This is a genomic window from Bradyrhizobium sp. USDA 4452, from assembly GCF_054063575.1.
Map to the genome: position 1 here is coordinate 6,116,973 of NZ_JBSSGK010000001.1, position 13,990 is coordinate 6,130,962.

Genomic DNA, 13,990 nt, shown 5'->3' on the forward strand with positions numbered 1-13,990 from the left:
TTCGCTCGCAGCGATCCGCTATTGGGCCGAAATCATAAGGGTCAAACCCGGACAGTCGCCGGCCGTCGTCAACATCGGCGGAATTCAGGGCAACACGGCATGGGCCTCAGTCCAGTGGTCGCCTGATGGTGAGAACAAGGTGCAGGCGGCAGTCACCGGTCAGAATCCGGGCGAGTTGAACCATGGCGCACATGGTATGATTGCGATCGGCGAAATGGGATTTTCATCCGAAGCATACATTCCTTCGCAATTGCCAATGACGCCGAAGATCGGCCTGGCCCCTGTTATGATTCATGAGCTCGCTCATCAGCTGGGAATGGCCGGTACCATTGACGGCTATGATGGTTGGCCCACCGAGCCGATATCACCGTACTTCCCTAAAGCGATAAATGCCTGGACTAACCATTTATATGACGACAACGGCAAACAAGCCAAGCCTGGACAGACGATCTATTGCTCGCTGTGCGTGAACCTGCCAGCTAAGGACGTTTTCGACCTGCGCCGCGATCGGGGCTATTTCGTCGGGAAGCAAGTGAGCGAAGTGCTGGCCGGTGCCATGCCAGGTATTCCGGTGCGAGTGATGACTGAGGACGGCCAGCTGGATGCACCCTTCGCTGGGCATAGCGAGCTTAAGAACGGCACGATGAGCCATCAGAGATACCAGAACTACACCGTCCTGATGGAGGCGGAGATCGCCGCGTTTCAAGATATAGGTTACACTATCGATCGGCGCAATTTGTTCGGGTTCTCCATCTACGGAAACGGCCAGAATCTGGTCAACGACAATCCCTTCTTCGCTCGCAGTGCTGAGGGTACCGCCTATCTGCCAAATACATACAACACAGCTACGCTCGGACTGGGATTGCACGTCTATGGCAGCGGCAACACTGTGGTCCAGCGCGCCGACCTGCTTTCGAAAGGAGCGGGGGGCGCCGGCATCCGCGTCGACGGCGAATACAATCAGATCACAATTCCGCCCGGAACCCGCGTATACGCCGACGGCGCTTATGGGCGCGGTGTCATGTTCGCCTATGGTAAGGATCACACACTGACTCAACGCGGGGACGTGCAGGCTCTCGGCGAGCATGGCATCGCGGCAAGTTTCGACTTTGGCAACAATGTGTTGGGCAATGACGATGAATATCGTGGCTCGTATATCCGCACGATTGGCGATAACGCGGCCCCGATGCTGAACGAGATCGCAGGTCCGCTCGTCAGCAAGTTCGATCTGACCGGTCGCCTGGCCGGCAGTCATGCTGCGATGTACATGTCGAACAATGGTTACGTCGGCGAGATCAATGTGATGCGTGGCTCTGCGTTGTCAGGGGACATCCTGTCTGACTACAACCAGCTTGACGAGAACGGTGCTCCGCGTCTGACCAAATTAACGTTCGGTTTGACGCCTGATGCGAACGGTCACTCAACGCAGGAGCCCGACGCAAATTTTGCAACCCGCTACCACGGTAATATCGTTGGACGCAACAATCTTTCGCTGCAGTTCGCCGGCGGCGCCGCGACATTGACTGGCAATCACGAGCTGTACGACGCAAGTGTCGCGCAAGGTGCAACCCTGTCCGGTAACGGCAGTTATCTGCTCAATGCTAATGGTCGCTTCACCAACAGCGGTGCTGTCGCGCCCCTCATCAGCGGTCTGGACAACAGCATCAAAGTGTATGGCGACTATCTGCAAACCTCGACCGGTCGCTTGCAGGTCGCCGTAAACGATGCTGGCGGGTTCAGCCGCCTCATCGTGAACGGAAATGCAACGGTCGACGGTACGCTCACGATCACCCCGCAGCGCGGCTGGTATGGTAGCGGTTTTAACGTCTCCTCCGATCAGTGGCTGAATGCAACAAATCTCACAGGCTCGTTCGCGAACGTGACGACAGCCCTGCAATCGCCAACGTTGCTGGCGAGTGCAACGGCTCAAGGCGGCAACACCTACGCCTTGACACTCTCCCGCCCATCCGGTGCCTATTCGCGTTATGGAGCCGATGCCAACAGCCGCCAGGTGGGCGCGGCGCTCGATCGAGTGGCTGGCAACGCGGCTGTAGGGCTGCACCCGCTTCTCGCGGCGCTCGACTTTTCCGCGCCGGACGGCACGGCGGTGACATCTGGGCTGCGTCAAATTTCCCCGTCCATCTATGCCTCGGAGCATGGCAGACGTGTCAATGACAGCTATTATGCGCGTTCGGCAGTCTACAACCGTCTTGAACAAGCGTTTGGCGGCGCGTCAACCTCAGGCATGGCGGTGATGGGGTATGGTCCTGAGCAGAAGAGGTCGCGCGGCAATTCTGCCTCTGCCACAGGCCTGGTCGGCCCGGCTTCTTCTGACCTGCCCTCTTATGACCTGCAACGTTATGCGGCGTGGGCTTCCGCCTTTGGCGGATGGACGACCCAATCGGGCGATAGCAATGGTGCGAGCACCAGATCCACCATCAGCGGCCTCATGACCGGTATCGACACGCCGGTCTTTGATGACTGGCGCGTCGGTGTCCTTGCGGGCTATAGCCGTTCCACTTTCAAGGTTGGCGCTGCTTCCTCGTCAGGCCGCAGCGACAATTACACGTTCGGGACCTATGCCGGCACCGAGTGGACCGTGCCCGAAGGGGCCATCGCCTTCCGCTCAGGCCTTGCCTATACATGGCACGATCTTGAGATGAGCCGCAACGTTCGGTTCCCGGGCTTCAACGACAACTTGATCTCGGATTATAAGGCAGGCACGCATGCGGATGCGCGTTCCAGCCGATGCGTAGTTGATCGATCGGATTGGGCCGCGGTAGCCCCGCAGGATTTAACGATCATTCGGTCATCGGATTTCAGCGTCCGGACGGCGTCCATCGGCATCGCGCCGACGTCGTCGACGCTTGCGGGCGCAGCGCGTTCACGCCGAGTATTGTTGCACAATCGCTTTGCCGCGCGCCGAGATTCCGTCCAGCATCGTGTCGAGCACCGGCTCTTTCAGGCCCTCGATCCTCGCCTCCTTCACGACGTCGCTCAGCGCGTCGGGAATCTTCTCGCCAAGGGCCACCAATCGCGCGATCATCTCGTCGGGATCCATTTTCATCAATTCCGCCTGGCGTCTCCAATGCCGCGGCAGAACTTCTGAGAGCTTGTAGTAGCCGCCGATCTTCATCGCCATGCGCAGCCGCCGCCGCTGATGTTCGTCGTCGTCATAAGGCACGAAGCTCAGGACGTCGTAGAGCGGCGCAAGAAACATCCGCCGCCCCGGGAGGTGGATGACGGAGAAGTTCTTCGCGTGCGCGTCGGTACCGAGGACCAGGAAATTGAAGGCGATCATGTCAGCGAACGCCGCCCTGTCCGCCTCCGGATCGGTGGCGTAGCGCAGCACGTCGTTGGAGATCTGCTCGATCGAGGGTCCGCCCTCGCTCTGGTACTTGACGGCGGGATGCACGCCGAGCGCCTGGCACATGTCTTCCTGGTGGAATCGTCTGACGACGCCGTCCTTGTCGATCTCGCGGTCGTACCGGGTGACGACGATCGCGACCTCTTCGCCAAACGTCCCGACCTTCACTTCGGCCGCCGTGATTCCGACGTGGTTCGCGAGACGCAGGCACGCGTACTCGTTCTCGGTCGTGCCTCGAAGGTGAGGCATCGGCGGCTTGAGGATGTGCGTGGTCGCCCGGCGGCCGCTCGGTACGCCCCAGCGCTTTCCGTCGAACAGCAAGGCCATCTTCGGCTGCGCGCCGGCGAGACTGAAATGCCCCCGGTCGCCCTCGCGGCGTCCTGTCCAGGTCCTCTCCTCGCGCAGGCGCTTGAGGCGGCTCGCGACCTCCGCCTCGTCGATCCACTGGACCTCCCCGGGCGAATCCGCGTTGGCGGCCATCCACTCGTCGGTGACGATCTGGATCGCGCCCGCGCAGTCCTCTCCGACTTTCGACAGCAGAGCGAACGCGCTGTTTGGCGACACGCCGTAGATCTGTCCCCATTTCTGCAGGGTCCGGTCGTTGTCCGGAAGCAGATTCCAGAGATAGTTGGCCACCTTCGCGCCGGAGTGCTTCTTGGCGGCGAGAGGCAGGGACATCGAAAGCGGAATCTGGACCCTGTCGGCCGCAAGCCAACGATCGGCGTACTCGATGGCGAGGACACCGGTGTCCATCTGCTCGAGACGTCCGATCGGGACGCCGCCCATCAGGACGTTCATGAATTTGCTCATCGCCGCCGCCCCTTGAGGAAGCTCGGCTTGTCGAGGGCGAGATCACCGGTGTCCAAGTCGTCGTTCCGGGCGGACCCCGGCAAGCTGTCGATATTCAAGTCGATCCCCAACGTGGCGAAGGCGTTGAGCACCGTTCCGAGGCTCGGGTTCTCCAGGCGGCCGGTCTCGAACTGCGAAATCCACTCTTGGGTTGTCCCCAGCATCTGGGCAAGTTGCTTCTGGGTCAGCTTCCGCCGATGACGGGCTTCCCGGACGGCCAGCCCTGCGTCGCTGATTGTCTTCAAAATCATGCCGGTACCCTGTATGAGTTTTAAGAAATATAGTCCAAGCATGAGTTTTACGCCATATCCCGGGGATATTAGTTTTAATTCATAATTCGCAAACATGACTTAAAACTCATACCGAGCTTGACCGGAGCGGTTGGCCAACGCTTTCAGCTCCGACGTACTAAAGGGCGCAGTCGCCAGAATGCGCACGCGCGGGAGGATCGACGATTTCGCTGTCGACATGCAGCACATCGCCTGGCCGGGGAGACGCGGCCATTCGAACTCGACGCTGCGCCGATCAGCCCTCCGGTTATGGGCAGGCCCCATCGACGAGAAGCCGCATCGTGAGCGCCGCGGTGTGCCAGCCGCCGAACAGCGTGCCCTTCGCGAGTTCTCCATCCAGATGGAAAGGTTGCGGATCGAACTCGGACGCGAAGGCCTCGATCCTGCGCTCGCCCACTCCCGTGACATAAGTAATGATCGTACAGCTGGCCAAGATGACAAATCCGAAGCTCATGATGCGCGAGCACCAGGCGATCTCGTTACAGTCTGGATGACCAGAGCCGGCGCCTCAGGGCGGTGCAACGTTTCGGCTGGCGCGCTCCGCAGCCAAAATCCGAACGGCAGCATAGCGGCACCAAGCACGAGCGCGACCCGCCATCCATACGCATTGAGTGCCTCGCTTGTCATGCTGAGGGAGAGTATTCCTCCAACAAGCGCTCCTCCGGCTGTTGCAGCGACCTGATGATTGGTTGACTGAAACGACACAGCATGACCGCGCGTTTCGGCTGGGGCCGCTTCCATCAGGCGGTTGTTGGACCAACCTCACCGCCCAGCGCGAAACCCCGCACTAAACGCGCGAAAATGACCAGCAGCTGAGCGGCAATTCTTATTGTCTCGTACGAGGGCGTAAGTGCAGTCCGAGGACGGCGACGCTCATCAAGGTAAAGCTGGCGCTCATCGCGGATCGGCGGCCGGCCCGATCCGAGTACGAGCCGAGCACGATGGCCCCGATCGGACTGGTCACAAAACCAGCGCCGAAGGTTGCGAACGACAGCATGAGGCTGGCGAACGGGTCGCTTGCCGGAAACAATGGATGACCGATCTGGATCGCGAACAGCTATAGGTTCCGAAGTCGTAGAATTCGAGAATATTGCCGATGGTTGCTCCCCTCACGGCGCGGCCGGTCAAGCGTTCTGCCGGAACGAGGACGGGCTCCGGCGTCTCCTGCGTAAATTGCTTGACCATCCTGGATCCGTCTGAGGCGCGATCGCTGTCCTGAGCATTTTGAGCAGCCAGGTCGCGCACGCTGCATTTCAGTTGCTCTACACGTCGTCTAGCGTGAGGTGGCCGGGCTCGCGTCCCGCTGCTCTACATCTGCCTGACGCATGGCAGGACGATGGCTTACGACGATGGGTGCAACAAAAATGCTTGCGTCTTGCCCTCAATCAAACCTTGAACCGGTCACGGCGATCGCCAGCAAAGATGAACAAGGCGCGCGGCAATTGTCGGGCGGCGCAGTCGTTTTGCTCCCGTGCAATGGCGAGTTTGCGACAACATTGGCGGGCGACGAACAGGCATCGCCTGCTTTCACGCAGAAGGGCCACCGCGCGGCGTTGCTGCGTTCATCTGGTTGCGCACGGCGAACGCATCAGGCGATTTGGCCCGGCTTTTGCTCCGCTGCTTGTTAGTTGCGTGCAGCCGACTGCTTTGTCGGGATTGGCGCTGCAGAATGCAGGATCTGTCTGCGATGCAGAATGCAGGATCTGTCTGCGATCAAAAGACAATAGGAGGTCGCATTGTTGACGGGGCCCATAAAACGATCGACATCGCCAGCGCCAGGCATCGGACGGCCGCGAAGCATCAGGCGGTCATATTCGCTCAGGCACGGCTCGGCGGATCGCAATGGCAAGCGTGAAGTGCCCCAGTTTGAGCTTGAGGAAGTTGAAATCAAAGCCACGAGCAATGAGGGACATGCTTGTGAGTTGACTTGACTTTATCAAGGCTGACTTAGCCTTCCTCTTGAATTGAAGTTCTACCGTCAGACTCTGGCTACGAAGGCGCAAGGCCGATGTCCGATCAATGACGGCTGCGCTTCGCGGGCGCATCTGCGTGCACGCGCGCTCGAAGTTGAACGGCGAAGCACGCCGGCAATCAAGACATCGAACAGAATTCGTAAATGAAGACGAAGACAATTGCGACCATCGTGCTTGCGGCCAGTGCCTTGCTGGAATCCCCCAGTAGAGCGGTTGAAACCTACGACGTCATGGACCCGAATGGCATGCCCTTCATGCGGGCGCGGATATTTGGTCCCGGCGATGGCCCTTACGCGGAAGGTGATACGCGTTCAACGCGGAGCTTGCCACAATCAGAAATAGATCATTCACTGGCGGCGATTCGGTATTGGGCGGAAATCATCAAGGTTGTTCCGGGGCAATTGCCGGCCATTGTCAACATCGGTGGGGATAGCGAGCGCAACGCATTTGCCTATAGTGATACGTCTCCTAGTGGCGTCGCCAAGGTTCAGGCGGCACTCACGGGGCAGGAGCCGGGCGAGCTGCAATACGGCGCACACGGCATGATTACAATCGGCCAGATGGGGTTTTCGTCCGAAGCATACATTCCTTCGCAATTGCCAAGGACTCCAGAGATTGGTCTTACACCCGTTGTGATCCACGAGCTCGGCCATGGGCACGGTATGCTCAGCACCATCAGCTATGAACGATATCCCGACGGGGCGCTATCAGCGCATTTCCCTGAAAAGTTAAACGCCTGGACGGAGCATTTGCACGACGACAACGGCAAACAAGCCAAGCCTGGACAGACGATCTATTGCTCGCTGTGCGTGAACCTGCCAGCTAAGGACGTTTTCGACCTGCGCCGCGATCGGGGCTATTTCGTCGGGAAGCAAGTGAGCGAAGTGCTGGCCGGTGCCATGCCAGGTATTCCGGTGCGAGTGATGACTGAGGACGGCCAGCTGGATGCACCCTTCGCTGGGCATAGCGAGCTTAAGAACGGCACGATGAGCCATCAGAGATACCAGAACTACACCGTCCTGATGGAGGCGGAGATCGCCGCGTTTCAAGATATAGGTTACACTATCGATCGGCGCAATTTGTTCGGGTTCTCCATCTACGGAAACGGCCAGAATCTGGTCAACGACAATCCCTTCTTCGCTCGCAGTGCTGAGGGTACCGCCTATCTGCCAAATACATACAACACAGCTACGCTCGGACTGGGATTGCACGTCTATGGCAGCGGCAACACTGTGGTCCAGCGCGCCGACCTGCTTTCGAAAGGAGCGGGGGGCGCCGGCATCCGCGTCGACGGCGAATACAATCAGATCACAATTCCGCCCGGAACCCGCGTATACGCCGACGGCGCTTATGGGCGCGGTGTCATGTTCGCCTATGGTAAGGATCACACACTGACTCAACGCGGGGACGTGCAGGCTCTCGGCGAGCATGGCATCGCGGCAAGTTTCGACTTTGGCAACAATGTGTTGGGCAATGACGATGAATATCGTGGCTCGTATATCCGCACGATTGGCGATAACGCGGCCCCGATGCTGAACGAGATCGCAGGTCCGCTCGTCAGCAAGTTCGATCTGACCGGTCGCCTGGCTGGCAGTCATGCTGCGATGTACATGTCGAACAATGGTTACGTCGGCGAGATCAATGTGATGCGTGGCTCTGCGTTGTCAGGGGACATCCTGTCTGACTACAACCAGCTTGACGAGAACGGTGCTCCGCGTCTGACCAAATTAACGTTCGGTTTGACGCCTGACGCGAGCGGTCACTCAACGCAACAGTCGGACGCAAGCTTTGCAGCCCGCTATGACGGTAATATCGTTGGACGCAACAATCTTTCGCTGCAGTTCGCCGGTGGCGCCGCGACATTGACTGGCAATCACGAGCTGTACGACGCAAGTGTCGCGCAAGGTGCAACCCTGTCCGGTAACGGCAGTTATCTGCTCAATGCTAATGGTCGCTTCACCAACAGCGGTGCTGTCGCGCCCCTCATCAGCGGTCTGGACAACAGCATCAAAGTGTATGGCGACTATCTGCAAACCTCGACCGGTCGCTTGCAGGTCGCCGTAAACGATGCTGGCGGGTTCAGCCGCCTCATCGTGAACGGAAATGCAACGGTCGACGGTACGCTCACGATCACCCCGCAGCGCGGCTGGTATGGTAGCGGTTTTAACGTCTCCTCCGATCAGTGGCTGAATGCAACAAATCTCACAGGCTCGTTCGCGAACGTGACGACAGCCCTGCAATCGCCAACGTTGCTGGCGAGTGCAACGGCTCAAGGCGGCAACACCTACGCCTTGACACTCTCCCGCCCATCCGGTGCCTATTCGCGTTATGGAGCCGATGCCAACAGCCGCCAGGTGGGCGCGGCGCTCGATCGAGTGGCTGGCAACGCGGCTGTAGGGCTGCACCCGCTTCTCGCGGCGCTCGACTTTTCCGCGCCGGACGGCACGGCGGTGACATCTGGGCTGCGTAAAATTTCCCCGTCCATCTATGCCTCGGAGCATGGCAGACGTGTCAATGACAGCTATTATGCGCGTTCGGCAGTCTACAACCGTCTCGAACAAGCGTTTGGCGGCGCGTCAACCTCAGGCATGGCGGTGATGGGGTATGGTCCTGAGCAGAAGAGGTCGCGCGGCAATTCTGCCTCTGCCACAGGCCTGGTCGGCCCGGCTTCTTCTGACCTGCCCTCTTATGACCTGCAAGGTTATGCGGCGTGGGCTTCCGCCTTTGGCGGATGGACGACCCAATCGGGCGATAGCAATGGTGCGAGCACCAGATCCACCATCAGCGGCCTCATGACCGGTATCGACACGCCGGTCTTTGATGACTGGCGCGTCGGTGTCCTTGCGGGCTATAGCCGTTCCACTTTCAAGGTTGGCGCTGCTTCCTCGTCAGGCCGCAGCGACAATTACACGTTCGGGACCTATGCCGGCACCGAGTGGGCCGTGCCCGAAGGGGCCATCGCCTTCCGCTCAGGCCTTGCCTATACATGGCACGATCTTGAGATGAGCCGCAACGTTCGGTTCCCGGGCTTCAACGACAACTTGATCTCGGATTACAAGGCAGGCACGTTCCAGATCTTTGGAGAACTGGGTTACAAAATCGATCTCGGCAAGTCTTCCGTCATCGAGCCCTATGCCAATCTCGCCCATGTTCGTGCGGCGACGGACAGCTTTAGCGAGAGGGGATTGAACGGAGCGGCGCTTAGTGTTCGCGCTGACACGATGGATACGACGCTCTCCACGCTCGGCGTTTACGCGACCACCCGTTTTCAAGTTGGCCAAACCGCCACGACTGCGCGAGCCGATATTGGCTGGCGTCATGCCATAGGTGACCTCATTCCGCTGTCGACCGCCAGCTTTGCTGCTGGATCCAGCCCATTTGCAGCTTCAGGCCTATCCATTGGCAAGGACGTGGCACTCGTCGAATCCGGTCTGGACTTCCAGCTTTCGAACAACAGCACCCTTGGCATCGCCTACCAGGGGCAGTTCGGTTCAGGCATCACCCAGAACGGACTGAATGCCACCTTCAACGTGAAGTTCTAATACGCACGCAATGCATTTTGGCCCGCGTGCTGCACAGCAATGAGATCACGTTGATTTCCGTCCACATCTCGTCGACAAGAACTTGGCGCCGCCGATCGAGGTCAGCCTGCCTGAACGCCGTTGCTGGCGTCTACGCGGGATCTCGGAGCGAACTCGCTCGAGGGCAAGCAGCGTTTTTATCAACGCTGACGATCTATCCGACATCGTCTTAAGCGCCTCAAGCGTCGGGTGGGCTCGAGCGGCCGCTCCGCCGGCAGTGCGATTTTTCGGGCCGACGCGGCGCAGGCGCAAACAGGCGTCGGCGGGAAAAGTCTCCCGCAAAGCCGGTGAAGCGAAGCGCTCGCATGATCACCGAGCGTGAGCCGGAGGTCCCAGCTGAATTACAAGGAACATTGGGGCCGAAGGACCGAGCGCCTGCGGGAAGGAAACCTCGACGCAACGGGTCGCGACCGGCGCGACAAGTCAATGGCTTCGGGGCAGGGAGCGCTGGACAAAGCCGGGAGCGAGTACGCGCAACGGGTTCGGCCATCCTGGCCAAGGTCGAGGCTCCGGAGAAACGCTCGCGCGCTGCGGACGAACTCTGGAAAAGCAGCGGCAGCGGCTGGAGCCCCTTGCGGCGTGCCGCCCGGAATAGGCCGGCGGCACCATGCGAACCATCGTCCAATACGGCGTTGAGATAACCTCGTCTCCAGGCGGATTAAACTTCGAAGTCAACCCTTGGGCCGTGACCTCGAAGTGACTCTTTTCCAACTGTCCACGCGAAGTGAGGTGTCGCTCAACGCGGTCGGCCGCTTCGCTAGTCTTAGGGGGTGGCTATGCGTTGTGCTTCCGAGCCGGTTTGGTCCCGCGATCTTGCACGAAAACGCTGTTGGTTCATCGAGCAGCTCGCACGTTAAACCGCTTACATTAAGTGTCGAAAGAGGCTCAGTGTGCGAACGCAGCGCGATGTGAGCTCGTCAGACATTATAGATTGTACCGCGCATCTGCGGCGTGCCGCTTCGTCGCCTTTGCCGTAGAATGGTTTGGCGGCGAGGTTGCAAAAAGTGTCGAGCTGAAGGCCGACAAAATACGAATACTACCCGGGTCGCGACCGAAGCGTTATGCCGCCAGCTACAGCACGAGGCGCTGGTGGAAAACAAGGTCAAGGCGCTAGTTTGGCAACGGGCGCAGATACTCGCCACGTTCGGAAGGCTTCACGTTCATGGAATGGTTTCCACAGCGTCTTTGGCTAAGCCGCGGCCCGGGGGTAATGGGAAAAGCCGCGCGGGTGTCTGGAGCAACCACCCGCGCTGAGTTTTCTACGCCAAGCTTGGCCTGTATGGAGACGCGCGAGGATAAACAGCCAAGCCGATGAGCCTCTCAGCAGCTCGCATGCCAAACCTCACTGTGCAGGAACAAAGACAAAAAGCACGGAGCTTGCCATCTGATCCAAGGCAGCTCTTACCCGAGCGCTTGGTGACTGGCGCGACTCCTGTCAACCGCGCAAGGCGGCGTAGGCACGTTGCTGCGGGGCATCGAAGGGCTCTGTGAGCAGCGCGGCGAGGATGATCCTTTTCACTCCCGGCAAGGATGCGACGATCTCCTCGTCATGCTGTTTCCTCTACCTCGGCTCGGCCTTCTCGGTCGGAATGAGGTGGGGGGAGCGCCGAGTTTGCACTCGAAGCTCCACATCAACGCCTCGCCGATGCCAATAAAGTGCGGTGGCTGCCATGGCGGACCTGCCGCTCACGAGCGATTGGCAATCGACCGTCGATTTTGCTGCAAAACCACGTCGGCGCAACCAGCCCGCCAACGTGACCAAGGCGCAAAACTCTAGTTCTGGGTGGTCCAAAGTTCGGTCTCGCTGCACCAAGGCGCAAAACTCTAGTTCTCGGTGGTCCAAACTTCAGTCTCACTGCAGCCACTTGGCGCACCTGACCGCTGTTGGATCAAACTTCAGTGGCACGTCACTTGGTGAAGCAAGCATTTGCTTCTCGCAGAAAGCAAGCATGTCCATTTCCTTCCTTCAGCTTTTGTGAGCTTGTGGGTAAGCCTCGTCACCTTCGTGGGTCGGCGGCTTGTCGGCTCCTGGCTTCGGCCGTGTCAATTTGGCTCAAGTAGCGCGCCGCTCTCCTCCAACAGAGCACGCCGTCGCTCCATCTTCGCGTGCGTGAAGTTTCTGTTCGGGTTGTTCGCGGCCTTGAAATTGCTACTATCGATGGCGACGGCTGGCCGCCGCCAGAAGACCTGTTTTTTGGCAGAGTTTGACGAAGCTCGCAAACCCCTTGCGCAACGCCAGGCCGTCGTCCTTGCGGAAGTCCGCAATCGTCTGTGATCGGGGGCGAGCCGAACCAGCAGCCACATCACGTCGACATTGCGCCCGGCCTCTCGTTCCAGCCGCCGGCCCGACTGCACCCGGTCTAGATAGCCGTAAGGTAAAGCTTGATGAGCACGGAGGGATGGTACGACGGCCAACCGCCGCCGGCTCCGCAACCTCAAAACCTATCTCAGCCAAACCGAGCGCATCGACAAATACGTCGATCACGCGAACCGGGCTGCTCTCGTCAATCAAGTCGTCGAGGCATTCGGGACAGCAGCGTCCGGCTCCCACGATATGCTTCTGCATGAACGCCGCACCAATTCCTTTAAAGACCCACGGGGGAATCGTAACAGCAGCCCAGTGTTTTCGCTGCCAGGACGCGTTGCGGACATTAGCGAGTAAAAAAGCGAATTAGTAACGAAGCCTTAAGTTGGTACTACAGATGTAGTGAACTACACGTCGGGGGTTACCAACGTCATCGAAGGCGCTTTCGTGCGCGTCCAAGGACGTCGAACAAGACCGTGCTCACGATGATCTTCAACTCGCGTCGTCTCGATGGAGACGCCGCTGCCGAAACTCTGCCCGGTGTAAATTTGCCGACGGAATCAACGTCGCCAGACCGCAGACTCAATCCAACGCTGCCAGGCGCCTTCCGGCTCCAGGATTCGGCGCCAGCTCTTTAACCCACGATAAGTCGCACCGTGGATCGAAAGACGAGTAATCGCAAGTCAGTTCTTCATCGGGTTGTACGTTGCGGGCTGTGAAAATTCGGCAATGATCCCCTTGATATGTGTTTGGCTGACTGCTGTGATTCATGAAACGGGCATTGTCAGCATTGTACTCTACAACACCATCATCAACATCGCGGTCTCTTGGATAGGCATGCTTGTCAAGTAAAGCTTGAAATGTTGGAGGTAAGGCTTCGTACTGTTGAGGCGTCACGGCAATGTCAACGACTGGATTATGAATCCAAACTAATGTGCCTTTAGGTAAAAAATTAGCAGAGAAAAGTCCGATGCCGCCAAAGCGGTCTGGCTTCAAAATGGTTTCAACAATCAACACTGAAATTCTCCAAAGGTGACTAACACCCAGCAAGCTAACTGACCTAAGTCCCGCAAATCTCCTCCAAGAATTGGGAGGGCTGTTTAATCGCGCCTCCGCCACAATTTCGATTTTCTTCGATCTCTGTATTGTTTTCGGTGCTACTGCTGTCGGATCCCGGCTATTGCTGATCCCGAAGATACGGCACTGATAGACTCGATGCGGATCGACGACGCCGCACACGGCGTTGGCCAGAGGAGCTATGCAAGGCCACGACAAGGATGCGCATCTGGGGGTGATGGACCACCAGGCCCGCCGTCATCAGTTGTCAACAGTTCAGTCGACCGGGGTTTCAATGGAACGCAGGAAGCAGCCTCTTTACTCCGAGGATGCTTCCTTTATTTCGGGGCTTGAGCAGGGCCTTACAAAGGGCAATGCCGCCAAACGTGCCGTCAAGAACACCGTAGGTTTTTCTTCGCAGCTTTGGCGGCCGGCTCTTCAATAATAAGAGGTGATAGCCGTTCGGCTGAACGAGGAGTCGTTGTGCGATGATGCGCGCAAGTTCATCGGGACGGGTAGCGCTCATCTACATCGCCCACAAAGGTCGCCAAGCTCGTAAGAGTCGTTGG

Annotated in this window: 7 protein-coding genes and 1 pseudogene; 2 read left to right on the forward strand and 6 right to left on the reverse strand. The window is 58.7% G+C overall.

All coding sequences use genetic code 11. The annotated features are described in order from the left end of the window. Window positions 1–139: 139 nt before the first annotated feature. Entirely contained in the window at window positions 140–3,109 is a 2,970-nt protein-coding gene (locus ACVISU_RS28960) for an autotransporter outer membrane beta-barrel domain-containing protein (protein WP_456709164.1), read from the forward strand. Here the strand turns inward: ACVISU_RS28960 and ACVISU_RS28965 are convergent. The 3 genes and pseudogenes from ACVISU_RS28965 to ACVISU_RS28975 form a co-directional block, all read right to left on the reverse strand. Then, window positions 3,092–4,177 (reverse strand): annotated as a pseudogene (locus tag ACVISU_RS28965) (type II toxin-antitoxin system HipA family toxin); the annotation flags it as partial. The gene ACVISU_RS28960 and the pseudogene ACVISU_RS28965 sit on opposite strands and share 18 nt — an antisense overlap. Next, complete coding sequence (locus tag ACVISU_RS28970) at window positions 4,174–4,467, reverse strand: helix-turn-helix transcriptional regulator (RefSeq protein ID WP_456709165.1); 294 nt, start codon at window positions 4,465–4,467, stop codon at window positions 4,174–4,176. The gene ACVISU_RS28970 and the pseudogene ACVISU_RS28965, both read right to left, overlap by 4 nt. Window positions 4,468–4,753: 286 nt before the next feature. Continuing rightward, complete coding sequence (locus tag ACVISU_RS28975; RefSeq protein ID WP_456709166.1) at window positions 4,754–4,960, reverse strand: hypothetical protein; 207 nt, start codon at window positions 4,958–4,960, stop codon at window positions 4,754–4,756. Window positions 4,961–6,622: 1,662 nt separating this feature from the next. Between ACVISU_RS28975 and ACVISU_RS28980 the strand changes: the two genes are divergently transcribed. Further along, window positions 6,623–10,021, forward strand: a complete 3,399-nt coding sequence (locus ACVISU_RS28980) for an autotransporter domain-containing protein (protein ID WP_456709167.1) — start codon at window positions 6,623–6,625, stop codon at window positions 10,019–10,021. Between the two features lie 2,191 nt (window positions 10,022–12,212). On the opposite strand, the gene ACVISU_RS28985 is transcribed toward ACVISU_RS28980, so the two are convergent. The 3 genes from ACVISU_RS28985 to ACVISU_RS28995 form a co-directional block, all read right to left on the reverse strand. Beyond that, window positions 12,213–12,626 (reverse strand): hypothetical protein, encoded by a 414-nt coding sequence (locus ACVISU_RS28985; protein ID WP_456709168.1) that lies wholly within the window; start codon window positions 12,624–12,626, stop codon window positions 12,213–12,215. Window positions 12,627–12,947: 321 nt separating this feature from the next. Continuing rightward, a complete protein-coding gene (locus ACVISU_RS28990) occupies window positions 12,948–13,382 on the reverse strand; it encodes an SET domain-containing protein (protein WP_456709169.1) in 435 nt (144 codons plus the stop codon). Between the two features lie 331 nt (window positions 13,383–13,713). Next, window positions 13,714–13,947 (reverse strand): hypothetical protein, encoded by a 234-nt coding sequence (locus ACVISU_RS28995; RefSeq protein ID WP_456709170.1) that lies wholly within the window; start codon window positions 13,945–13,947, stop codon window positions 13,714–13,716. Window positions 13,948–13,990: the final 43 nt, after the last annotated feature.

Excerpts from the sequence above, each read along its gene's own strand:
- ACVISU_RS28970 (WP_456709165.1), bottom strand. The coding sequence starts at position 4,467 with ATGATTTTGAAGACAATCAGCGACGCAGGGCTGGCCGTCCGGGAAGCC.
- ACVISU_RS28975 (WP_456709166.1), bottom strand. The coding sequence starts at position 4,960 with ATGAGCTTCGGATTTGTCATCTTGGCCAGCTGTACGATCATTACTTAT.
- ACVISU_RS28980 (WP_456709167.1), top strand. The coding sequence starts at position 6,623 with ATGAAGACGAAGACAATTGCGACCATCGTGCTTGCGGCCAGTGCCTTG.
- ACVISU_RS28985 (WP_456709168.1), bottom strand. The coding sequence starts at position 12,626 with ATGCAGAAGCATATCGTGGGAGCCGGACGCTGCTGTCCCGAATGCCTC.
- ACVISU_RS28995 (WP_456709170.1), bottom strand. The coding sequence starts at position 13,947 with ATGAGCGCTACCCGTCCCGATGAACTTGCGCGCATCATCGCACAACGA.